This is a genomic window from Enterococcus nangangensis (genome assembly GCF_005405245.1).
Classification (GTDB): Bacteria; Bacillota; Bacilli; order Lactobacillales; family Enterococcaceae; genus Enterococcus_J; species Enterococcus_J nangangensis.
On the sequence record NZ_BJDR01000013.1, the window covers coordinates 34,105 to 56,566 of the forward strand.

Genomic DNA, 22,462 nt, shown 5'->3' on the forward strand with positions numbered 1-22,462 from the left:
CTTTTATTTAGTCGGCGTTAAGTACGGAACCCGCTCCACTGTACTCCCGACAGAACTAGCAAATAACCAATCGGCTTGTACCAGTTGGGCCAAGTTTTCTGTTTTTCCTGTAACAATAACGCCGGCAAAGCGTGCACTAGTTAAGCTAGCATACTCCGTACTAATTTTGGCGGTATTTTCTGCGATTGGCGTACCGGCTAAGGCAAAATTCTCTTGATAACTTTTGACAGCTTTTAAATACTCGCCATAATATTTTTCACTGATACTCCCATTGGCGTCCTCCCCTTGAATCCCCACGACATCTTGCGTGTCATTCGCATTAGGATCAAAATTATCCACCGGAGTAAACCAATACCAGTTAATCATGACATTTTCTGGCAACATCTGTTGAATCTGGGCATAGGAATAATCCTGATCAAAAGTCAGGGCAACTTCGCCAACATAATTTTCCATCGTCGCCAGTTGACTCAGCTGTTGCGTTGGCGAAAAGTTAGTTTTTGCAGCACGCAACTTAACATTATAAAACTGAGGAATTTTTTCACCAGAATAACTATCAAAGGTTGCTTCGTAATTGGGACTAGCTGATAACATCGCAAGACCAGAACGACTAACCTCATAGCCTCGCCAATTGTAACTACCATAAGCTTCGCCAAACTTCACTAGATACCCATCAATATTTTTACTGCCCGTTACGGTTTCAGCATCACCTGTCAGCGGCTGATAACTGCCCCCCATAACCGGTATGCGATAATTCGGACTAAGCAAGGTATTTTTTAAAATAAGTTCCAAACGTAAGCGGGATAGATTTTTTTCGGTTCTTCTTTGGACAAAAAGTAATCCTCCCCCGACTAAAACAAAAACTGTCACCAACACTAATAAAAAAGTTAACAACCAGCGTCTTCTTTTCGTTTTGCGTGCTAATTTTTTGAAATCTTGATCTAAATTTTCCATCAATCTTCCTCCCGTAAATATTCTTTTAGTTTTTGGCGAATGCGAAAGAGCTGCGTCTTTAACGCTCCTTCTTTTCTTTGCAAAACTTGAGCCATCTCTTTCACACTTAAGCTTTCTTCATAGCGCATAATAATTAACAACCCTTCTTCAACGGTGAGGCGTCCTAGTGCTTGGGTTAAACCCGTTTCAGGTAAGGGCACATCGCTCCAGCTTTCCTGGTGAAAAAAATTAGCTGCTAAAATTTCTTGATAGCGCTTCTTCCGATTATAAAGATTATAGTAGCGACTGATGGCTACCCGATACATCCATGCCCGCAAGTTAGCTGGTGGCAAAATAATTTCCGTTTCCAACAACTTCACAAAAGCATCTTGAGCGATATCTTGCGCGTCCTCTTTCGTCGCTCCGGCTTTCATTAAGTAACGAATTATTTCTTCCGCAAGGGTTGCCAACAATTTTTCATATCCTGCTAATTGCACCTCATCCCTCCTCCTACACTGATATAACCAACCAACTGCCTTTTGGTTACAAAAAAACCTCAACTTTTTCAGTCAAGGTGTTAAAAAATTATTGGTGGCAAAAAAGAGTACGCCAATTTTTAAGGCGCACTCTAATCTATTTCGTTTTAAATTATTTTAATACGCGCGGGCGATCCAAACGGTGTATTTCGCTGGTTTGCCAGAAATAAGGTCCACCGTTTTTTCCATTGGCGCAGCAAAAGGAATATTCCGAGTAGTAAAACCAGTTGCTTCTTTAATTTTAGCTTCAGTTTCTGCCGTACCATCCCAGCCGATTAAAACAAAGCCAGTTGGCGTGTTGTCAGCTTTGCATTTTTCAATGTGGGCTTGTAATTGTTCTAAGGTATCAATGTCATAGTGTTCATTTTCTTTATTGCGGGCCCGGGCATTTTCCAATAAGCGAACTTGCATCTTCCCTAATTCTTCTTCAACGTAGCTGGTTAAATCGGCAAAGTCTACGGCAACTTTCCCTTCAACGTCCCGCAATTTAGTCATGACGTGCCCATTTTCTAAATCACGTGGACCACATTCAATCCGCAAACACGCGCCTTTTAATTCCCATTCGTTAAATTTAAAGCCTGGGGTGTTGTCCGTGTCGTCTAAACGCACCCGCAGACCATTGGCGGCTAATTCTTCTTTAATGGTGACTAATTTTTCTAAGATGGCTGGATTTTTCTTCCAAGGTCCCACGGGCATCAAGACGACTTGTGTTGGCGCCATGGCTGGTGGGAAGACTAGCCCTTGTTCGTCGCCGTGGGTCATGATTAATGAACCGATTAACCGAGTAGAAATCCCCCAAGAAGTCGTGTGGGCAAAAACGTGTTGGTTGTCTTTGGTTAAGTATTTAATATCAAAAGCTTCCGCAAATTTGGTTCCCATATAATGAGATGTCCCTGCTTGCACGGCTTTCCCGTCCCGCATCATGGCTTCTACCGAGTAGGTATCCACAGCCCCAGCGAAACGTTCTGAAGGTGTTTTTTGTCCTTTATAGACGGGAATTGCTAAGAAGTTTTCGATTAAGTCGGCATAGGCGTCTAATACCCGCATCGTCCGCTTCCGGGCGTCTGTTTCATCAGCGTGAGCAGTGTGACCTTCTTGCCATAAAAATTCAGAAGTACGTAAGAATGGCAAAGTCTTTTTCTCCCAACGGAAAACATTGGCCCATTGATTGATTTCATAAGGCAGGTCGCGGTAAGAATTAATCCATTCCGAAAAAGCCGAACCAATCATAGTTTCAGAGGTTGGCCGTAAAGCTAAAGGTTCTTCCAACTCTTCGTTGCCCACTTTCGTCACCCAAGGAAGTTCTGGCGCGAAACCTTCAATGTGATCGGATTCTTTCATGAAGAAACTTTGGGGAATCAGCATTGGGAAATATGCGTTACGAATCCCTTCTTTTTTCAAAAATTTATTGAATTCTTCTTGAATGTGTTCCCACAATTCAAAGCCATCTGGTTTAAAAATAATACAGCCGCGCACTGGTGAATAGGCCATTAAGTCTGCTTTTTGAATCGTTTGTAAATACCATTTGGAAAAATCTTCTCGTTGTAAATTTGTCATTTGCTTTACTCCTTATTGTTTTTTCTTTTTACCTAAAATAAAAAACGCCCCATCCTCATGTAAGGACGAGACGTTGTCATCGCGGTACCACCTTGCTTAGCTGAATTTCTCAGCTCAACTTTAACTTTGTTAACGCCAAAGCTACGGCTAGTTTTCACTAGCAATTGTCTTAGGGAGGTTCAAAGGCTGCTCTTGATTGTCTTTCACCGGCACAATCTCGCTTAAAAGGCTTGACCCATTACTAGTCCTAAGCTTATTTGGAAGACTCGCGTGCTTCTTCCTCTTTTTCTTTTTCAGTTTCTCTAAAGAAGCGCCGGCGATCTTCAGGTTCTTCGCTAGGCTCTACTTCAGGTTTCTCATGAAAAGTAACTTTTAATAATAAAACCCGCGCTCCTTCCATTTCTTCCGGAGCTAAGGTGATGTGATCCACGTCATAAGTCAGCTGTTCTCCTTCTTGGGGAATCGTGCCTAAAGCGGTAATTAAGTACCCCGCCATCGTGTCCACATCCGGCATTTCTAAATGGGTATCGAAAGCTTCATTAAACTCTTCAATCAGCATCCGGCCTTGCACGTAGTACTCGTTTTCCGAAATTTTCGTGTAGAGGTTTTCCACTTCATCACTCTCGTCGTCAATTTCCCCGACAATTTCTTCCAACAAATCTTCTAACGTGGCAATCCCTACGACACCGCCATACTCATCCAGTAAAATTGCCATTTGATTTTGTGTTTTCTTTAATTCGTACAATAAGTCATCAATAAAAATCGTTTCTGGCACAAAAAGCGGTTCTTGTAAAACATCTTGTAAGCGAATGTTTGCAAAACCAACCTTATGCGCGGCTTTCAGCAAGTTTTTAATATGCAACACGCCGACGACTTTATCTTTATCCCCTTGATACACAGGAATCCGGGAATAATTCTCTGACAAAATGCGATCAATTGTCTCTTGCACATCATCGTCAATATCCACCATAAACGCATCGGTTCTGGGGACCATGACTTCACGAGCAACTTTGTTATCTAAAGAGAAGACTCCTTGTAACATCTCAAGCTCGTCATCTTCTAAAACACCTTCAGTTTCCAACATGTAGCGCATTTCTTCGCGGGTCAGCTTAGATTCTTCATCATCAAAAGTCATAGGCGTTATTCGCGCCAACAAACTAGTGGATGAAGTCAGCAACCAAACGAAAGGTTTAGCAATCACGCCGACAGCTTTCACAATGCCTGCCGAAAAATTAGCCACTTCCTCGGCTTTATTTAAGGCAATTCGTTTCGGATAAAGTTCCCCAAAAACGATGGAAACGTAAGTCAGTAATGCAAGAATAATCAAGCTGGAGACATTTTTGGCAACAGCTGAATTCCCCATAACAACGGCTAATCTTGTGGACAAACTATCTGCTAAGGACGCACCAGATAAAATGTTTATCAAAGTGATTCCTACTTGAATCGTGGATAAGAAATTATTCGGGTCGTGTAAAATCCCTATGAGGCGCTGGGCCTTCTTATCACCTTCATCTGCTTTTTGCTCAACACGGTTTTTATTAATGGATACAACCGCCATCTCGGAAGCCGCAAAAAAAGCATTTAACAAGGTTAAAAAGATTAACAACAGAATTTGCCAAATCAGCGACTGACTATCGGGGTCAGAATTACCCATATACTCATCTCTCCTTCTATCATAAAAAAATAGTGATTAGACGATAGTCTAATCACTAAAAAATATTAGCATATTTAAAAATTTTTTTCAATTGAAAACATAAAATATTCTGTGACGAAAAGCATTGCCCTTACAAGGATTCCAGCTATTTTCTAAAAACTAGGAAATTTTTAAAGTTGCAGTTGGGTTTCCTCATCTTTTTTCTGGCGCAGTTTATAAATATCGTAAAAGTAAGTAACGATTGTCCGGACTACTGCATAAATCGGCACCCCAAGAAAAATCCCCAGTAAACCAGAAAGATTACCAGCAACTAACAAAATTAAAATAATCGTCAAAGGATGAATCTTCAAGGTTTTACCAATCACGTTAGGATAGATGATGTTTCCATCTAATTGTTGCACGATTAAAACTACGATGCAACACAATAAAGCTTTCGTTGGCGAAGTAAAGACCGTCACCAACACGGCGGGCAAAAGACCTAGATAAGGTCCCAAGTAAGGAATCAGGTTAGTTAACCCGGCAATCACGCCAAAGAGTAAGGCGTAATCTACCCCCACGATTAAGTAACCAATAAAGGTACAGGTGGCCACAAAGAGACACTCGATTGCTTGCCCCGAAATATAAGTGGCAATCGTTTTATTCATTTGATGTAACAAATCTACTACTTCATCTTGATGTTTTTTCGGCGCTAACTTACGAATAGCCGGTTGCAGTTTGTCGCCGTCTTTTAACATATAAAATAAAATAAAAGGTACCGTCACAACAATCATAGTGACTGAAGTAATCGTGGCAAAGATGGAGCCTAGACTCACGGAAACTTTTTGCAAAACATTACTAAATAGCTCAGAGTAAGAAATATTTAGCTTGTCAATTTGTTCTTGAACGTTGATATTCGCAAAAATCGGCTTAGCCGCAATCTCCCGCGCCCACGTTTCTAAATTATCTGCCAAACTAGGCATACTCTTTAGTAGGGACGTTACCTGTTGCGCTAAGTATGGAATCAGGGTGAAAATTCCTAGTACTAAGACGCCCACCAGTACCAAAAATACAATGATGACCGCGTAAATTCTTTTAACCTTAATTTTTTCCAAGAGTTTCACTAACGGATTTAAAATGTAATACAAAAAACCGGCGATTAAAATTGGCGCAAACAGCGTCGAGAAAAATGTCGCAATCGGGGAGAAAATAAAATTAATTTTTTGACTGACAAAAATCAACGTCGCCAAGACTAATAATTCCACCGACCAAAAAAATAATTTGGATTGTCGTAATTTTTCAAACATCGTTTCCCTCCTTCTCGTATCTTTAGATTGATTATAGTATACTGGATTTACCCCAAAAATAAAAATAGTATTTGCCATAATTTGCAGGAGTTGAAGAAAATGAAAATTGTTCAAACAAAAGATACCTTAAGTGACATCTACGTCGATGCGTTACGCATTCGTCACGATGTCTTCATGGTGGAACAAAATGTACCTTTAGAAGAAGAAATCGATCAAGATGAAGCTTACTGCATTCATTTTGTCGCTTATAATGATGACAAAGTTCCCATGGGCACGTGTCGCCTACACCCTTTACAAGATGGTGTCATGAAATTACAACGGATGGCAGTCCAAAAAAAATTCCGTAAAATGCACATTGGCGAGCAATTAATTTTAGAAGCGGAAGCTTTCGCTAAAGAACAACATTACCACCATATTATTTTAGGCGCTCAGCTTACTGCCCAACCTTTTTATGCTAAGCTTGGCTATCAAGCGTACGGCGAAGAATTTTTAGACGCTAATATTCCCCACATCATGATGGAAAAATATTTAGATTAGCAGAGCTTTTCCAACTTGGGCAGAAGAGGAGTAATAAGCTGGAAGACACGGAAAATTGTTTTTCAAATTTTGTGGGGCTTACAGCTTATTACCTACTCTTCTAGTTGGGAAAGCTTGACAACATAGAAAGCTCGTTAACAAAGAAAATCCTAGGAACTTTCGTCATAGACGAAGCTTCCTAGGATTTTTATTTTAAGCAGACAGAAAACTATTCACCGCTTGTAGTTGGCTCCACCGGCGTGGTACTTTCCGTCGTTTCTTCAGGGGCAGAAGTACTTGGCGTGGTACTTTCTTCTGAAGAGGAGCTAGAACTTTCCCCAGCGTTGCCGCTTTCACTCGGCGTAGAACTGGTTGAACTTTCTGAGCTAGTCCCTCCACCATTATCAGAGCTTGGTGTCGTTGTCCCTCCGTTTCCACCAGTAGAGCCACTATTGTTACTGTTACCACTATTAGAGTTACTCCAACTATTATCGTTGGTTTCTTCCTCTTCATCGTCGTAGTAAACTTCTTCACTCGTTGTACTCGTTGCAGTCACTTCTTCGCTACTTTCAGTCGTAGTGGTTTCATTGCTACTACCATAAAATTGATTGTCCGCATATTTACTTAAGTCTAACGCATCTGAAGTCGGCAAATTCAATTGCGTCTTTAATTTATTTTGAATTTCTAATAAGCTATCTTGATGAACCTTTTGGTAGTAAATGCTATCCATCATGACGCCATCGCCTTGCAACTGCAAAGACTCTACATCTTTAGCTGCACTGGTGTAGCCTTCCACAATGTTTAACATGTCGTTCCAAACTAAATCTGTTTTCGTATTTTTTTCTACAGCTTTCAAAATATCTTGATAGCTAGTAATAGAGTTTAAACTCAAAATTTTATTGACGATTTCTTTAACTACATCACGTTGCCGTTGTTGACGACCAATATCGCCATCAGGATCTCCCATCCCGGTAGTCGCGTTATATTTCCGATAGCGCGCATAAGAAAGGGCCTGTTTTCCATCTAAGTGATAATCCCCTGGTAATAATTCCACACCGTCTAGCTCAAAGTGATATTTGTTGGTGACATCAATGCCTCCTACTGCATCCACTAAATCAGAAAAGCCGTCTAAGTTAATGGTAACATAGTGATTAATGGGAATATCTAACAAGGCTTCGACGGAGTCCATCGCCATTCCCACGCCGCCAAAGGCATAGGCGTGATTCAATTTATCATAAGTCCCGTGACCGACAATTTGCGTATAAATATCGCGGTCAATGGAAACGATGGTGGATTTTTTTTGCTGCGGATTGACCGTCACCACCATCATGGTGTCTGAGCGTCCTTGATCACTGCGCCCTAAGCCGCCAGAGTCCACCCCTAATAATAAAACAGAAAAGGGTTCAGTGGCTTCAAAGTTGACAGGTTTATCGGAATCATCCCGTGTACTAGCTCGCTCGGCTGATTCATAAATATTGTCCGTGGTTTTTTTTGCTTGATGCACAACAGACAATGCAAAGACACAGCCGGCACCGATTAATAATGTGAGAGTCGCTGCGACAACTAAGATTATTTTTTTTGTTTTTGACATAGCTTCACCTTTTTTATTTGGATTTCCTAAAAGTTTACGCCAAATTTTCTCACAGAAAACGCTACAGTGCAATATCTATCCCTAAAAATTAAAGATTATCTTAAGGAACAGCCGACTTCATAGAAGTTCTACCATCTCTTAAGTTTCCTCAGCTGGGAGTTGTTTTTTAAATTTTTTTCCTTTACAATTAAGAAAACGATTGCAAAAAGTGGAGCTGCTTTTTATTTTAATCCCACTAAAATAAAGGAGTGTTCTTATGGAACAGACGCTAGTAATTATTAAGCCTGACGGAGTGAGACGTCATTTAGTCGGAAAAATTCTTCAACGCTTCGAAGATAAAAATCTGAAGATTGCAGCCTTAAAGTACAGCTATCTCACGAAAGAGGCCGTGGAAGAACACTACGCCCACTTAAAGAGTCGCCCCTTTTTTCCAGAATTAATCGCCTATATGACTTCTGGTCCAGTGGTTTGCTTAGTCTTAGAGAGTCCAGCAGTAATCGCTATTGTGCGACAGCTGTTAGGAGCGACCCAAGCGACTGCGGCCGTACCTGGCACTATTCGTGGCGACTATGCGATGGCGGGAACTGAAAACGTCGTCCATGCTTCCGATTCCCCAGCCGCAGCCCAAGCCGAAATCAAACGTTTCTTCGGTGAGCATTATCACGTTGAAGAAACCGGCCCACGCTTCATGAAGCCAGCTCTTTAAAGGAGACATTAGTAAAAGATTTGAAGCTAGCCATACATTTTCAACGACGAACAAAAGAAGCTGTACCGAAATTTTTTCGGCACAGCTTCTTTTTATTGTGCTATTACTTTTTGGACAACTGCTGATAGCGTTCAAACCAAATATCGGTATATTCTTTGGAGAAGGGACCTTCCTGATTATTGATCCAATCTACTAAAATTTTGACATTTTCTTTCAAGATGTAGTCAATATCTGGTGAATAGTGCATCTTTTTTTTGTGGAGCTCATACTCATCCACATCTAAAAGCCGCTTTTCCCCATCAGGAAACACCTTAATGTCTAAATCATAGTCGATGTACTTCAGCGCTTCATCATCTAATAGATAAGGACTCGCCAAGTTACAATAGTAAGAAACGCCTTTTTCTCTAAGCATCGCGATAATATTAAACCAGTACTTTTTATGAAAATACACAATCGCTGGTTCCCGTGTTACCCATCTGCGGCCGTCTGCTTCCGTCACTAATGTGTGGTCATTTAAGCCAATCAGTGAATATTCACTGGTTTTTAAAACCATGGTATCCCGCCATACTCGGTGCAAGTGTCCATCGTGCTTATAGCTTTGGATTGTAATGAACTCTCCTTCTTTTGGAACTTGCATAATGACCCAACTTTCCTAAAATTTGGGTGTAGCTACACCGAACTCTTCCCAATTATAGCATAGGAAAAGTTTTTCGTCTTAAAAAAATAGCGGAAATCATTTATTTAAAAAGGAACGTTTGCCTCTTGGAAACTCCGGTAAATTTTAATGTTGAATTTTCTGCTTATTTATTTAATTTGCCTTCAGCCAACAACAGTTGATTGAGCTTTAATTGGGCTTTGGGCAACGGGTGAGCGGTTTGCGTTAAGTCGACAAATTCCCCTGGCAGTTCAACTTTGTCGTCGGCTTTTAAGACACCGTAAGCTAAAACCACGTGCCACTTCAAGTGGGAATAAATATGTTGAATTGTCCCTAGCGTTCTTTTTTGAAAAATAAAAGCTGGATACTGCGGCGTGACTTCAGCCGCCAAGAAGTCATTGAAGGCCTCGTCTGGCGTTTCTTCAGCGACCAATTCAGTACTAACACTTACTGTGCTCGTTAAGGCTGTGTACTGCGCTTTAGTCACTTCTAGTAAAGGAAAATGCCAGAAATTTGCTAACAGACCAGCGTTCTCTCGTTTTTCTAGCCAAAATTTCCCAGCACCGTCACTTAAAGCTAACGCCACATAATAAACAGGTTTCACTTTGACCTTTTGCGTTTTCACTGGATAATTTAGCTGTGTGCCCCGCGCTGCACTGACACAATATTTTTGTAACGGACAACTGGCACACTGGGGATTTTTTGGCGTACAAATTTTGGAACCTAAATCCATCAAAGCTTGATTAAAATCCCCTGGTGCTTCTTTCGGGACAACTTCTTCTAAAATAGCGCCAATTTTTTTGGCGGTTTTCGGTAAACTAATATCATCATCTAAAGCTAACAGACGGGTGGTGACGCGAAAAGCATTCCCATCTACGGCAACTACTGGCTGTTGAAAAGCCATGGAGCTGATGGCGCCAGCGGTATAAGGGCCAATGCCCTTAATTTTTTGCAGGTCAGCTAAGTTCGCTGGCAGTTCACCATTAAAATCCGCCAGTACTTGTTGAGCCCCAGCTTTTAAATTCCGAGCTCTAGAATAATAGCCTAAACCTTGCCAAGACTTTAAAAGTTCTTCTTCTGGCGCGTGGGCCAAAGCCTCCACTGTCGGGAAGAGGCCCATAAAGTGCTCGTAATAAGGAATCACCGTATCTACTCGCGTCTGCTGCAACATAATTTCTGAGACCCACGTACCATAGGGCGTCCGATTTTGGCGCCACGGCAAATAATGGCGTCCGTTAGCATAGTACCACGTTAAAAAGTCAGTCTGGAATTCTTTTTTAGCCCTTCTTAAATCAATTGTCATTCTTCCTCCTGAAAGTTATCCACCAAACTAGCCAACTCGTCATAAGGAAAACCTTTGCGATATAAAGTTTCTTTGACTTTTTGCCGCCGTTTATCTTGGGGTAAATTACGATAGCGGTGAAAGGCTTGGGCGGTTAACCGCTCTAACAACTCAGCTTCTTGCTCGTCGTCTTTTTCCGGCGCTAAGTTAGCTAAAGCGCTTTGGCTTACCTCTTGATTAAATCCTTTTTGTGCTAAATGAACTTTGACTTTTTGTTGCCGCACTTTAAAAGAATCTTGACTGGAACGTTTTAAAAAACGCTGGGCCACGTGTTGGGCAACACTAATTTGTTGTTCCAGTGGGTATTGCAATAAAGCTTCCGTAATGACTTCCGGCGCTACCCCTTTTTCTTTTAACTTTTGCGCCACCACTTGCGGTCCTTTATCGCCAACGTTGGCTTGCGTTCGCACAAAACTTTCAGCAAACGTGCGGTCGTCAATTAAATTCAGCTCTTTTAAACGCCAAATAATTTCTTTAATCGTTGAATTAGGAACTTCTTTTTCCCGTAAAAATTTTACGACCTCTTTTTCGCTGCGTAATTGGTAACTCAAATAATGATAAGCTAATTGTAAGCCAACTTCTTGGGCACCACTTTTTTTAATTTCGGCCAACAACTCTGGCGTCACTTCTTGTCCTTTTAACAACCGGTAGCGCACCAACTGGTCTTCTGATACTAAAAGTTTTTCACCACTCGTTAAGTGCAGCTGGTACCATTCTTTTTGGCGGGTAATTTTTTCAATTTCGGCCACAAAATCTCCTCCATTCCTTCTGTATTTTACCACAGAATCCCTTTCGGAAAAATTGTACAAACCGTCCGTTTCAGAGTAGAATTAAAGCACTGAATTATAAAGGAGCTTTTTATGTCGGTTAAAAATATCGTCTCCATCGGCCAGCAACTCACCGTCTCTGTCAAACGCCTAGGGATTAACGGTGAAGGTATCGCCTATTTTCAAAAATTAATTTTATTTATTCCGGGTGCTTTACCTAAAGAAAAAGTCGTGGTGGAAGTCACGAAAGTCACCCCCGGTTACGCTGAAGCTGCGCTTAAAAAAGTTTTAAAAAAATCAGCAGAGCGTCAAGTCCCACCTTGTCCCATCTATGAAGAATGTGGCGGTTGCCAGTTGCAACACTTAAGTTATGCCGGTCAATTAAATTTTAAAGTCGCCCTCTTAAAACAAGCTTTGCAAAAATTTAAACCAGCAGGCTTTGAAAATTATCGACTCCTACCCACAATCGGCATGGATGAGCCGTGGCATTATCGCAACAAAGCCCAATTCCCAGTGCGAGAAAAAAATGGCCAAGTCATCGCCGGTCTTTTTAAAGCCAATTCTCACGATTTGGTTTCTTTAACGGATTGTCTAGTCCAAGAACCCATCACCCAAGAAGTCGTCAACTTTACCCGCGACTTGCTGGAAAAATTTCAAGTCCCCATCTATGATGAAAGAAAAAATGCCGGTATCGTGAAAACTTTAGTCGTCCGCTGTGGCGTAGAAACTGGTCAAGCCCAGCTCGTCTTCGTGACCCATTCGCCAAAATTGCCGCGAGCTAAAGAAATGATTGCCCAACTCACTGCTAAATTTCCTCAACTGGTGAGTATCATGCAAAACGTGCAACCTACCAAAACTTCCATCATCTTTGGTGAAGAAACGAAATTACTTTGGGGTGTTCCCGCCATTACGGAAAAATTAGCTGCCTTAACCTTTGATTTGTCGGCCCGCGCCTTTTTCCAATTAAATCCCCGCCAAACGAAAGTCTTGTATGATGAGGCTCGCAAAGCCTTGGCTCTAGCCCCTAATGAAACATTAGTGGATGCCTATTGCGGCGTTGGCACTATCGGCTTATCCTTGGCCCCACTGGCCCGCGAGGTCCGGGGCATGGACATCATTCCAGAAGCCATCAAAGATGCGCGGGAAAACGCCAGTGCGCTACACCTCACTAATGCTCATTATTACGTGGGTACAGCTGAAACTTTAATTCCCCAATGGGTAAAAGACGGCTTCCGTCCTGATGCCATCGTGGTGGATCCCCCCCGCACCGGTCTTGACGCTAAACTCCTTAAAACGCTGGTACAATTTCCAGCGCAAAAATTAGTCTACGTCTCTTGTAATGTCTCTACTTTAGCCCGCGACTTAAAAACTTTAGCGCAAACTTATCAAGTTGAGTACTTACAATCCGTCGATATGTTCCCACAAACTGCCCGCTGTGAGGTGGTAGTCAAACTGACTCGGCGCAACTAAAAAAGTTTTGTCTTCATTTTAAAAATAAGTGTATTCTAAAATACACTAGAAAAAAATATCCTGGACTGCAAAAAAATCTTCTTGCAGTCCAGGATATTTTAATAATGGTCTTCTCATCTTAGTTATTCGCCACCGTGGCAGCGCTACTCGTAGTAGAAGTAGACGACTCGTCTTCCGTAAAAGTGAAGGAGTTTTCATCCACTTGGTCTGTAAACATTTTACCGTAGTTGTAGCCATTGGTGTATTCACTACTGCTTTCAAGCTCGGTTAGTTGCGACAAGCCTAATTCATTGCGCATATAATTTTGTACTTGTAATAAGTTGTCGGCATTTAAAAACTGATAGTAGCCATAGCTGCGGGTTTCGCCGTAGCCACTCAATTGGTACGAGCTGACATCCGTTAAGCTAGACAAGTACCCATCTTTAATCGCCAATAAGTCGTTCCAACTTAAATCAGTTTTCATATTATTTTCGACAGCCGTTAAAATATCTTGATACTTAGTGACCCCATCAAAAGAAATCACTTTGTTCATGACTTGTTGAATAACTTCTCGCTGCCGCTCTTGCCGACCGATATCGCCATTGGGATCCCCCCAACCAGTAGTCGGGTTGTATTTACGGTAGCGAGCGTAAGCTAAACCTTCTTCCCCGTTCACCGTCTGCTCTCCTTGATAAAGCGTCACGCCGTCCAGTTCAAAATTGTGAGGGTTATTTACCGTAATCCCTCCCACTGCATCAATCAAGTCGCTAAGCCCTTGCAAGTTAATCGTCACGTAATGATTAATAGGAATATCCAGTAAGTCTTCCACCGTCGCAATCGCCATGGATACACCACCATAAGCGTAAGCGTGGTTCAACTTATCATAAGATTCTTTCCCCACCATTTCCACATACATGTCACGATCCAGACTTAACAAGGTGGTGCGCTTTTCTTGCGGATTGACCGTCACGACAATCGTGGTATCAGAACGACCTTGTTCCGTCCGACCCAAACCACCACTATCAATTCCTAGTAATAAAACAGAAAAAGGGCTAGAGGCTTCTAAGTCCGCGACTACTTTTTCCGGTTCTCTTTCTCGCTCCACCGACTCGTACATATTATCAATCGTAGTATGAGCATCGCCAGCAATTTTTATGCCGTAAACACAGACGACTCCGACCACTACTGCCAACAAGCCGACTAGAGAAAGAACAATCTTTTGCCAAAGTTTCATGAAGGTTCCTCATTGCTTTCGTAATTGGTTGCACTAAAAATTTTCTCATACTTTTTCCAGCTTGGCAAGAGCAGCTCTTTCCATCAGCGTTTCCCGAACTATCGCTTCTTCATGTCAGAAAATCTAACACGAACTATTGACCTCTTTTTGTCAGTTTGTTATAATTCTTAAAAATTCGAAAAAGATAAACAAAGGAAATTTAAGGGAATCACCATCTTCACGGACGTATTTTCATATTAAAAAGAATTTGTTTATTAATTTGATATTTTTTGCTAAAATTGAACTATTGCTGAAAAATTTCATAAGAAAAGAGTGAGAGTATGATCGAATTATCCCACGTCAACAAATATTACGGTGACCACCATGTGTTGAAAGATATCAACTTAACGATTGAAGACGGTGAAAAAGTTGTCATCATTGGGCCTTCCGGTTCCGGTAAGTCTACTTTGATTCGTTGCATCAATCGCTTAGAGACCGTTTCAGACGGTAGTATTACGGTTAACGGCATCGATATCGCCGATAAAAAAGCTCCCATCAATAAAGTGCGGACCCAAGTTCAAATGGTTTTCCAAAACTTTAACTTGTATGCTCACAAAACTGTTTTACAAAACTTAACCTTAGCGCCGATTAAAGTTAAAGGCGTTAAAAAATCAGAAGCTGAACGCACGGGGATGGAATATTTAGAACGGATTGGCCTAGCCGACAAAGCCCATGCTTACCCGAGCCAACTCTCTGGTGGACAACAACAACGGGTGGCTATTGCTAGAGCCTTAAATATGCATCCAGAAGTAATTCTTTTTGATGAACCAACGTCGGCTCTAGACCCTGAAATGATTCAGGAAGTGTTAGACGTAATGATTGATTTATCAGAAATGAACATTACCATGGTGGTGGTCACCCACGAGATGGGCTTTGCTCGCTCAGTGGCGGATAAAGTCGTCTTTATGGCGGATGGTAGAATTGAAGCTGCTGCCCCACCTGAAGAATTCTTCACCCAAGATCAAGGGGAACGGGTTACCAACTTCTTAAGTAAAATTCTCCACAAATAAATAAGGAGGCCACAAAATGAAATATTTAAAAAAATTTACGGCGCTCCTTCTCCTTTCTGCAGGAATTTTTATTTTAGGAGCCTGTAACAAAAAAACAGAAGATACTGCCACCAACACAGGTGTTACAACGGTAGAGACAATTAAAAGTCGTGGTAAGTTACGTGTCGGCGTCAAAATTGACGTTCCAGGCTTTGGTTACCAAGATCCTGACACTGGTCAAGTGGAAGGAATGGAAGCTGACCTTGCTCGTAAGTTAGCTGAACGCATCACAGGGTCAGCAGAAAACGTCGAATTTATTGGTGTAACCGCCAAAACTCGCGGACCACTTTTAGATAATGGCGAAATCGATATGGTGATTGCAACTTTCACCATCACAGAAGATCGCAAAAAATCATATAACTTTACTGCACCGTACTATACAGATGAAGTTGGTTTCCTCGTACGCAAGGAAGATGGCTTCACTGACCTTGCTTCCTTAGACGGAAAAATTATCGGTGTAGCGCAAACAGCTACCACGAAACAATCCATCGAAGCTCAAGGCCAAGAAGAAGGCGGTTTGACTTTTAAATTTGGTGAGTTTGGGACTTATCCCATGTTGAAACTCGCCTTAAGCGCAGGCCGAATTGATGCCTTTTCCGTAGATAAATCCATCTTATTAGGATATGTCGATGAGCAAACAGAAATCCTAGACATTGGCTTTGCGCCACAAGAATACGGCATCGCCACCAAACTAGCCAATAAAGAACTGGCTAGTTACCTAGATGAAACTGTTGCTGAATTCCGTAGCGATGGCGTGATGCAAGAACTCTTCGACAAATGGAACATTAAAGACACTAGCAATCAATAAAAATTAGTCTTAACTTTACAGCATACCTTTAATAAAAATAAATAATAGAAAGGATGGCTCTCATGACGCATTATCTTTTAGGCTTTACTAATCCCTTTACAGGCGATGGTCCTTTTGCCGATTATAAATGGGCGGCGCTTTTTAAAGAGCAAGGGATTTTCTGGAAAGCCTTTGGTTATACTGTTCAAATTTCTTTAGGCGCACTCTTTCTAGCCGTCGTACTGGGTGTGGTCTTTGGCGTAATGGCCTCCTCTACGCATCGCGGCTGGCGGGGATTTTCTCGCTCCTATGTGAACTTTTTTCAAAATACCCCCTTACTGATTCAAATTTTCTTCGTCTACTTTGGTTTGCCCCTTTTCGGAGTAACCTTAAGTGTCACCACCATTGGTATTGTCTGCGTTGGCTTGTATCACGGCGCCTATGTATCAGAAGTCATTCGTACTGGGATTGCCGCTGTACCTAAAGGCCAAACAGAAGCGGCGCTTTCTCAAGGACTGACGCGGCTAGAGACGATGAAAGAAATTGTTTTACCTCAAGCTTGGCGCATCTTCTTACCGCCATTTACCAACCAAGTCGTTTCTTTAATCAAAAATACTTCTTTAATCGCTTTAGTCACAGGCCCAGACATTATGTTTATGGCTAACTCTTGGTCAGGCTACAACTTATACTACGGACCGGCCTTCGTCTTTGCCGGTGCCCTTTACTTTATTCTGTGCTTCCCACTGGCTAAGCTAGCTAGTTACTTAGAAACACGCAGCAAAAGCGCTTATTAAGGAGGTGGTCTCATGACATTTGCTGAATACATGCAACAACTTTTCACTACTAACAATCTGATTTTCTTGTGGGAAGGTCTTAAGACCACCCTTTACATTTCCACCGTGGCTATCCTTTTAAGTCTCGTCTTCGGAACTATTCTCGGAGTTTTGCGGAACAACGGTCCTAAGCCCTTAAAATGGCTAGCTACTACCTACATTGAAATCGTCCGCAATATTCCTAACCTGCTGTGGATTTATGTCGTCTTTATTCTCTTTAAATTAAATTCCTATCCAGCCGGGATTGTCAGCTTCACCATCTTTACTTCCGCGGCTGTGGGGGAAATTTTACGGGGCGGATTAAATGCTGTAGCTAAAGGTCAAGATGAAGCCGCTCGCTCCCAAGGTATGAACGGTTTCCAAGCTTTGATTTACGTGGTCTTGCCACAAGCACTCCGCAGCATGTTACCGGCCATTGTTTCCCAATTTACCACAGTCATTAAAGATACTAGCCTCTTATACTCCGTTATCGCGATTCAAGATTTAACGGGGAAAGCGCAAATCTTGATGGGCCGTTACTACGCCTCGGAACAGGTCTTCGTCTTATACGCTTTCTTAGCTGTCATCTATTTTATCGTCAATTACCTCTTGTCCCTCTTTTCCAAGTGGCTGTCTCGCAGCTGGGTTCACGCCCGTTAAACAATAAAAAATTGGGGTGAAATTGACAGCAAACTTAAAGCATGGCATAATAGCTCTGCACGCGTTTACATTTTAACTACTGCCATATTTTACTAAAGGATGGGACCTCTGATGAAAGTTAGCCTCGACTGCCAAACGACCAAGACGATTCTCCAGATTGAAGCCGTCATTAAAGCGCCAAAACAAGTTTGTTGGGAACTCCTCACTACTACACAGGGGTATCACAAGTGGTTTCCTGAAATTAGCGCCGACGACTTTAAAGAAAAAGAAGCCTTACTCTTTGATGCAAATGGCATTCAAGAAGATTTGCCCCTCTTTCAGCTGGAAGAACCCTACACGCTTTCCTACGGTTGGGCCGAAGCGACAGTCACTTTCACACTCCGCGAATTGGCTGCGGATCTAACAGTACTCACTTTCGTAGAAGATGCACCAGTTACTTTTCCTGATTTAGTACGGGACTTAGCCGGCTGGACTTTACAAATGCATCACTTGCGGGCAGTAGCGGAAAAACGTCCTTATACCTTTGATGCGGAGCGCTTTAAGATGATTGAAGCCGATTACAAAGAACGCCTCTTAGCATCCACAAAAGTTTAACCAGAATTTTAAAAACCGCGCTGGGAAATTTTCCCGCCACGGTTTTTTTCTATGTTATAATGAAACGAGACTTTTTAAGGAGGAAAAGAAATGCTTTTAATTACTGGTGCTAAAGGTCAATTAGGTACAGAGTTGACGAAACTTTTAGATGAAAACAACGTGGCTTATTATGCCGCTGATGTCCAAGAATTAGATATCACCAACCGCCAAGCTGTCGATACTTTTTTTGCAGCGCACAAACCAACTTTTGTTTACCACTGTGCCGCTTATACTGCAGTGGATAAAGCCGAAGACGAAGGTAAAGAAATGGACGAATTGATTAACGTCGTGGGGACAGAAAATATCGCCCGCGCTTGCGCTGCAGTCGGTGCTACTTTAGTTTATATCTCCACGGACTACGTCTTTGATGGCACAAAAAAAGATGGCCAATACGCCACCGATGACACCCCCAATCCCCAAAATGAATACGGCCGCACCAAACTATTAGGTGAACAAATGGTAGCAAAATATTTACAAAACTACTATATCATTCGCACCTCGTGGGTCTTTGGCAAATACGGTCACAACTTCGTCTACACCATGCGCCGCTTAGCTGAAACCCATGATAAAATTACGGTGGTTAACGATCAATTCGGACGCCCAACCTGGACCCGCAACCTCGCTGAATTTATGTTGTTTGTTAAAACCAACGACGTCGCTTTTGGCACCTATCATTTTTCTAACGACAACAGCTGCTCCTGGTTTGAATTTGCGACTGAAATTTTAAAAAACTTCCCAACTGAAGTCTTACCCGTCACCAGTAGCGAATACCCACAAAAAGCTACCCGTCCGCAATACTCCGTGATGGACCTCAGCAAAACCAAAGCAACCGGCTTTACCATCCCAACTTGGCAAGAAGCCTTAGCTAAGATGGTAGCTGAAATTACCGAATAACATATAAAAAATAGCAGTTGCTTCCCTAGTTGTTGGGCGGCAGCTGCTATTTTGATTTTTTTCGCAAATTATCAAAAACTTCCTCATGCGATAATCTTGTCTTGTCCTTTTCACTCAGTCGGTCTGCTTCATCTAAAAATGAATCAACGGGATTTGTTAACTGAGAGTATGCCTCTAAACTTAACACAACCATTGAGCCATAACCATTCTTCGTCAAATAAACAGGTTCTCCATCGTTCACTATTTTTTAATATCTAGGAACTTATTTCGCAAATCAGAAACTGGTCTAATTTGTAGCATTTTCTTCACCTCTTATCCAAATTCTATCAAAGTTATATCTTTATTACGTGCTTAACTTTATCAAAAATCAACAATAAGACCCCAAAAAGATCGAAAACTAGCATACATCAGGTATGATTAACCTCCCCTCATTACACACACCTCTGACAATTGCTTTTTAAAACAGTACTTGCTATAATTCAGGTGTAGGGAAAAGGTACTGGGTATACCTCTTCCAATTTCTACATGGCAATGGCCAAGTTGTGACTCTAAAGATTACTCTTTAGGGTCTTTTTTTAGTTCATGGGCGATTTCGATGATTAGTCGTACAATCATCAAAATTTGCCAAATGCTTTCCAGCATTTTTAGAACCTTTCCCGCTTCCTGGCGATTCTTTCATTGGCATCCGTCTCCTTCAGCACCAACATTCCTTCTAGAATAGATTAATTGTTGCTTCGGGGGCGGCCAAAGTCCATGTGAACTACACCTGAATGATAGCAAGAACTTCTCAATTTTTCGCACTTACTATAAAGATATGCAAAGTATTTTGAAAGCTAGTAATTTTTTTATTCTCAAACACGACTAATCTTTAATATAGAGAATAAGATATTCAGCGTGTACATTCTCCATAGCTTGCCTTTCCCATTCGTCCTTGCTATAATTCAGGTGTAGGGGAAAGATATTGTCAGTATCTCTCCCATTTACATGGCGATAGCCTTATTCGGTTGGACTCTAAAGATTACTCTTTAGAGTCTTTTTTAGTTGTTTGTACAAGCTCCACAATTGCTCTAACAATATCAAGGATTGCTTTAACAACCAATAGAACTTGCAAAATGCTCGTAAGCATTTTTCTCTCAACCTTTCCCGTTTCCAGCGATTTTTCATTGGCATGTCTAGCTCGTCTCCCTAGAAATTTCGGCAATAAGTAAGTCCAACATAAAAATTAAGAAGCAAATTTTCAGTTGGCCTTCGCTTATTGCTCAATTTCTGACCAAGGGAGTCGAGCTTTTCATATGACCTCCTCGACACCAACTTTTTTCTAGAATTAGTCGGTTGATGGGTGGGAGACGGCCAAAGTCCATATAAACTACACCTGGATAACAGCAAGAACCTCTCAATCTTGCGCTCTTACTATAAAGGTACGCAAAAAATCCCTGGCTATTTTTGATAGTCAGAGATTTTTTATCGGTTAAAATAAAAGAATACACTAAATTCCCCAAAATACACAGCACTCTCAATGATGTTTTAAAAAGCAAATTTATTCATGGACATATTCCCAGCTTAAAATATTCAAATTTTTGCTTATTGAAATTGTACATTACGTCTAACAATGGTAAAATAAGCGTATTAAGTAAAACTAGAATATCAAAATAATGTTCTTTTAAACATCAAAGGAGCTACAACACTATGAAAAAATTATCCCTCGAATTATTAGCTACCAAAGTGTATTCCCTACGTAAAGAAAAGAAACTGACCCAACAACAATTGGCCGACTTGGCTGAAATGAATCGGACGATGTTGGGCCGTTTAGAAGCCCAAGATTATACACCCTCCATTCCCCAACTTGAAAAATTAGCTGAGGTTCTGGACTTCGAGCCCACTGCTTTATTCCGTGAAGAAACCACAAATACGGCTACGACTGCCCATACGCCCCGCAAGATTGCCGTAGCAGGCACAGGTTATGTAGGTCTTTCTATCGCTACCCTTTTAGCGCAACACAATCACGTAACCGCCGTTGACATCATCCCTGAAAAAGTAGACTTGATTAATAATAAAAAATCACCAATTCAAGACGATTACATTGAGCAATATTTAGCTGAAAAAGAATTGGATTTAACGGCTACCTTAGACGGAGAAGCAGCTTACCAAGATGCGGACTTCGTGGTGATTGCAGCGCCTACCAATTATGATAGTCAAAAAAATTACTTTGACACCTCAGCTGTGGAAACAGTCATCGAACTCGTACTCAAAGTCAATCCAGCAGCTACTATGATAATTAAATCCACCATTCCAGTGGGATACACCGCTGGCATTCGTGAAAAATATAAAACAGAGAATATCCTCTTCTCACCAGAATTCTTGCGGGAGTCCAAAGCTTTGTATGATAACCTCTATCCTAGTCGTATTATTGTGGGCACGGATAAGACGAACCAAGCTTTGACTGCTAAAGCACAAGAATTTGCCCAACTCTTGCAAGATGGTGCTTTAGAAGAAAGCATCCCAACGCTCATTATGGGCTTTACTGAAGCAGAAGCCGTGAAACTCTTCTCTAATACTTACCTTGCTCTACGGGTCTCCTACTTCAATGAATTGGATACGTATGCCGAAATGAAAAACCTTAACACGCAAGACATTATCACCGGTGTCGGCTTAGATCCACGAATTGGTAGCCACTACAACAATCCAAGCTTTGGTTATGGCGGATATTGCTTACCGAAAGACACGAAGCAACTTTTAGCTAACTACGATGCTGTTCCACAAAATATGATGACCGCTATTGTAGAGAGTAATCGTACACGGAAAGATTTTATTGCCGACAATGTATTAGAGCTTGCTGGAACATACAAAGCAAACAGTAGTTGGTCAGAAGACAAAGAGCGTGAAGTTACTGTTGGGGTGTATCGTCTGACAATGAAGAGTAATTCCGACAACTTCCGCCAAAGTAGTATTCAAGGGGTTATGAAACGAATTAAAGCTAAAGGTGTAACAGTCATTGTCTACGAACCAACTTTGGCAGACGGTTCGTAAGCGGGAAGTAAACGAGTATATGTCAAATAGGCAATCGCAGTTCTACAATGGATGTAGAGGTGATTGCCTATTTATTTACAAGCAAGTTGAACTTGATCTGCCCATGGTAAATAGGCTTCAAGATCCGACAAACTTGAAAGATTAGGTAGATGTTCAAATAAAAATTCAAAATATTTTGTGGGCTGGATGCCATTTTCTTTAGCTGTTTCCACTAAGCTGTATACGATACCATTCGAAGTCGCACCACGGGTGCTTGCTGAAAAATTCCAATTCTTTCGACCAATGGTTGTGGGACGAATACTGCGTTCCGCTAGGTTATTGGAAAGCGCGCAACGTCCATC

The 22,462-nt window shown here is 41.6% G+C and carries 22 protein-coding genes; 10 read left to right on the plus strand and 12 right to left on the minus strand.

Going from position 1 to position 22,462, the window contains the following annotated elements; genetic code table 11:
• Window positions 1–3: 3 nt before the first annotated feature.
• The 5 genes from FFM57_RS05710 to FFM57_RS05730 all read right to left on the minus strand — a co-directional run bounded on the left by FFM57_RS05710 (window position 4) and on the right by FFM57_RS05730 (window position 5,960).
• A complete protein-coding gene (locus FFM57_RS05710; RefSeq protein ID WP_137599566.1) occupies window positions 4–951 on the minus strand; it encodes an anti sigma factor C-terminal domain-containing protein in 948 nt (315 codons plus the stop codon).
• A complete protein-coding gene (locus FFM57_RS05715) occupies window positions 951–1,427 on the minus strand; it encodes an RNA polymerase sigma factor (protein WP_137599567.1) in 477 nt (158 codons plus the stop codon). The genes FFM57_RS05710 and FFM57_RS05715 overlap by 1 nt, the downstream gene beginning before the upstream one ends.
• 156 nt (window positions 1,428–1,583) lie before the next feature.
• Entirely contained in the window at window positions 1,584–3,023 is a 1,440-nt protein-coding gene (proS, locus tag FFM57_RS05720; RefSeq protein ID WP_137599568.1) for a proline--tRNA ligase, read from the minus strand.
• 253 nt (window positions 3,024–3,276) lie between these two features.
• Window positions 3,277–4,677: a hemolysin family protein gene (locus FFM57_RS05725; protein ID WP_137599569.1), complete on the minus strand. Its 1,401-nt coding sequence runs from the start codon at window positions 4,675–4,677 to the stop codon at window positions 3,277–3,279.
• A gap of 170 nt (window positions 4,678–4,847) precedes the next feature.
• Complete coding sequence (locus FFM57_RS05730; protein WP_137599570.1) at window positions 4,848–5,960, minus strand: AI-2E family transporter; 1,113 nt, start codon at window positions 5,958–5,960, stop codon at window positions 4,848–4,850.
• 99 nt (window positions 5,961–6,059) lie between these two features.
• Here FFM57_RS05730 and FFM57_RS05735 point away from each other — a divergent pair, with 99 nt between their 5' ends.
• Window positions 6,060–6,497: a GNAT family N-acetyltransferase gene (locus tag FFM57_RS05735; RefSeq protein ID WP_137599571.1), complete on the plus strand. Its 438-nt coding sequence runs from the start codon at window positions 6,060–6,062 to the stop codon at window positions 6,495–6,497.
• Window positions 6,498–6,705: 208 nt separating this feature from the next.
• On the opposite strand, the gene FFM57_RS05740 is transcribed toward FFM57_RS05735, so the two are convergent.
• Window positions 6,706–8,067: an LCP family glycopolymer transferase gene (locus FFM57_RS05740; RefSeq protein WP_137599572.1), complete on the minus strand. Its 1,362-nt coding sequence runs from the start codon at window positions 8,065–8,067 to the stop codon at window positions 6,706–6,708.
• A gap of 256 nt (window positions 8,068–8,323) precedes the next feature.
• Between FFM57_RS05740 and ndk the strand changes: the two genes are divergently transcribed.
• Window positions 8,324–8,773: a nucleoside-diphosphate kinase gene (ndk, locus tag FFM57_RS05745; RefSeq protein WP_137599573.1), complete on the plus strand. Its 450-nt coding sequence runs from the start codon at window positions 8,324–8,326 to the stop codon at window positions 8,771–8,773.
• A gap of 103 nt (window positions 8,774–8,876) precedes the next feature.
• Here ndk and ntdP read toward each other — a convergent pair whose 3' ends face one another.
• The 3 genes from ntdP to recX all read right to left on the minus strand — a co-directional run bounded on the left by ntdP (window position 8,877) and on the right by recX (window position 11,519).
• Complete coding sequence (ntdP, locus tag FFM57_RS05750; protein ID WP_137599574.1) at window positions 8,877–9,410, minus strand: nucleoside tri-diphosphate phosphatase; 534 nt, start codon at window positions 9,408–9,410, stop codon at window positions 8,877–8,879.
• 163 nt (window positions 9,411–9,573) lie between these two features.
• Entirely contained in the window at window positions 9,574–10,731 is a 1,158-nt protein-coding gene (gene mutY, locus FFM57_RS05755) for an A/G-specific adenine glycosylase (protein WP_137599575.1), read from the minus strand.
• Complete coding sequence (gene recX / locus FFM57_RS05760; RefSeq protein WP_170999909.1) at window positions 10,728–11,519, minus strand: recombination regulator RecX; 792 nt, start codon at window positions 11,517–11,519, stop codon at window positions 10,728–10,730. The genes mutY and recX overlap by 4 nt, the downstream gene beginning before the upstream one ends.
• Window positions 11,520–11,630: 111 nt before the next feature.
• On the opposite strand from recX, the gene rlmD reads away from it, so the two are divergent.
• The gene (rlmD, locus tag FFM57_RS05765; protein WP_137599577.1) at window positions 11,631–13,007 is read left to right on the plus strand and encodes a 23S rRNA (uracil(1939)-C(5))-methyltransferase RlmD; all 1,377 of its coding nucleotides are present in this window, start codon (window positions 11,631–11,633) and stop codon (window positions 13,005–13,007) included.
• 118 nt (window positions 13,008–13,125) lie between these two features.
• Here the strand turns inward: rlmD and FFM57_RS05770 are convergent, their stop codons facing one another.
• Complete coding sequence (locus FFM57_RS05770; protein ID WP_137599578.1) at window positions 13,126–14,220, minus strand: LCP family glycopolymer transferase; 1,095 nt, start codon at window positions 14,218–14,220, stop codon at window positions 13,126–13,128.
• Between the two features lie 320 nt (window positions 14,221–14,540).
• On the opposite strand from FFM57_RS05770, the gene FFM57_RS05775 reads away from it, so the two are divergent.
• The 6 genes from FFM57_RS05775 to rfbD all read left to right on the plus strand — a co-directional run bounded on the left by FFM57_RS05775 (window position 14,541) and on the right by rfbD (window position 19,094).
• Window positions 14,541–15,269 carry an amino acid ABC transporter ATP-binding protein gene (locus FFM57_RS05775; protein ID WP_137599579.1) on the plus strand — a complete coding sequence of 243 codons (729 nt, stop codon included), beginning with the start codon at window positions 14,541–14,543 and terminating at the stop codon, window positions 15,267–15,269.
• 16 nt (window positions 15,270–15,285) lie between these two features.
• A complete protein-coding gene (locus FFM57_RS05780; RefSeq protein ID WP_137599580.1) occupies window positions 15,286–16,116 on the plus strand; it encodes a transporter substrate-binding domain-containing protein in 831 nt (276 codons plus the stop codon).
• Window positions 16,117–16,178: 62 nt separating this feature from the next.
• Complete coding sequence (locus tag FFM57_RS05785) at window positions 16,179–16,889, plus strand: amino acid ABC transporter permease (protein WP_137599581.1); 711 nt, start codon at window positions 16,179–16,181, stop codon at window positions 16,887–16,889.
• 30 nt (window positions 16,890–16,919) lie between these two features.
• Window positions 16,920–17,567, plus strand: coding sequence for an amino acid ABC transporter permease (locus FFM57_RS05790; RefSeq protein ID WP_170999910.1), 648 nt, complete (start codon window positions 16,920–16,922; stop codon window positions 17,565–17,567).
• 111 nt (window positions 17,568–17,678) lie between these two features.
• Window positions 17,679–18,161 (plus strand): SRPBCC family protein, encoded by a 483-nt coding sequence (locus FFM57_RS05795; protein ID WP_137599583.1) that lies wholly within the window; start codon window positions 17,679–17,681, stop codon window positions 18,159–18,161.
• 90 nt (window positions 18,162–18,251) lie between these two features.
• Window positions 18,252–19,094, plus strand: a complete 843-nt coding sequence (gene rfbD / locus FFM57_RS05800; protein ID WP_137599584.1) for a dTDP-4-dehydrorhamnose reductase — start codon at window positions 18,252–18,254, stop codon at window positions 19,092–19,094.
• A gap of 46 nt (window positions 19,095–19,140) precedes the next feature.
• On the opposite strand, the gene FFM57_RS09975 is transcribed toward rfbD, so the two are convergent.
• Complete coding sequence (locus FFM57_RS09975; RefSeq protein ID WP_307722994.1) at window positions 19,141–19,335, minus strand: type II toxin-antitoxin system Phd/YefM family antitoxin; 195 nt, start codon at window positions 19,333–19,335, stop codon at window positions 19,141–19,143.
• A gap of 1,445 nt (window positions 19,336–20,780) precedes the next feature.
• Between FFM57_RS09975 and FFM57_RS05810 the strand changes: the two genes are divergently transcribed.
• Window positions 20,781–22,121, plus strand: a complete 1,341-nt coding sequence (locus tag FFM57_RS05810; protein ID WP_137599585.1) for a nucleotide sugar dehydrogenase — start codon at window positions 20,781–20,783, stop codon at window positions 22,119–22,121.
• Window positions 22,122–22,192: 71 nt separating this feature from the next.
• On the opposite strand, the gene FFM57_RS05815 is transcribed toward FFM57_RS05810, so the two are convergent.
• A partial coding sequence (locus FFM57_RS05815) for a transposase domain-containing protein (RefSeq protein ID WP_137599586.1) occupies window positions 22,193–22,462 on the minus strand: 270 nt, incomplete at its 5' end.

Coding starts and splice junctions, on each gene's coding strand:
- FFM57_RS05710 (WP_137599566.1), bottom strand. CDS start 951: ATGGAAAATTTAGATCAAGATTTCAAAAAATTAGCACGCAAAACGAAA.
- proS (WP_137599568.1), bottom strand. CDS start 3,023: ATGACAAATTTACAACGAGAAGATTTTTCCAAATGGTATTTACAAACG.
- FFM57_RS05725 (WP_137599569.1), bottom strand. CDS start 4,677: ATGGGTAATTCTGACCCCGATAGTCAGTCGCTGATTTGGCAAATTCTG.
- FFM57_RS05730 (WP_137599570.1), bottom strand. CDS start 5,960: ATGTTTGAAAAATTACGACAATCCAAATTATTTTTTTGGTCGGTGGAA.
- FFM57_RS05735 (WP_137599571.1), top strand. CDS start 6,060: ATGAAAATTGTTCAAACAAAAGATACCTTAAGTGACATCTACGTCGAT.
- FFM57_RS05740 (WP_137599572.1), bottom strand. CDS start 8,067: ATGTCAAAAACAAAAAAAATAATCTTAGTTGTCGCAGCGACTCTCACA.
- ndk (WP_137599573.1), top strand. CDS start 8,324: ATGGAACAGACGCTAGTAATTATTAAGCCTGACGGAGTGAGACGTCAT.
- ntdP (WP_137599574.1), bottom strand. CDS start 9,410: ATGCAAGTTCCAAAAGAAGGAGAGTTCATTACAATCCAAAGCTATAAG.
- mutY (WP_137599575.1), bottom strand. CDS start 10,731: ATGACAATTGATTTAAGAAGGGCTAAAAAAGAATTCCAGACTGACTTT.
- rlmD (WP_137599577.1), top strand. CDS start 11,631: ATGTCGGTTAAAAATATCGTCTCCATCGGCCAGCAACTCACCGTCTCT.
- FFM57_RS05770 (WP_137599578.1), bottom strand. CDS start 14,220: ATGAAACTTTGGCAAAAGATTGTTCTTTCTCTAGTCGGCTTGTTGGCA.
- FFM57_RS05775 (WP_137599579.1), top strand. CDS start 14,541: ATGATCGAATTATCCCACGTCAACAAATATTACGGTGACCACCATGTG.
- FFM57_RS05780 (WP_137599580.1), top strand. CDS start 15,286: ATGAAATATTTAAAAAAATTTACGGCGCTCCTTCTCCTTTCTGCAGGA.
- FFM57_RS05785 (WP_137599581.1), top strand. CDS start 16,179: ATGACGCATTATCTTTTAGGCTTTACTAATCCCTTTACAGGCGATGGT.
- FFM57_RS05790 (WP_170999910.1), top strand. CDS start 16,920: ATGCAACAACTTTTCACTACTAACAATCTGATTTTCTTGTGGGAAGGT.
- FFM57_RS05795 (WP_137599583.1), top strand. CDS start 17,679: ATGAAAGTTAGCCTCGACTGCCAAACGACCAAGACGATTCTCCAGATT.
- rfbD (WP_137599584.1), top strand. CDS start 18,252: ATGCTTTTAATTACTGGTGCTAAAGGTCAATTAGGTACAGAGTTGACG.
- FFM57_RS05810 (WP_137599585.1), top strand. CDS start 20,781: ATGAAAAAATTATCCCTCGAATTATTAGCTACCAAAGTGTATTCCCTA.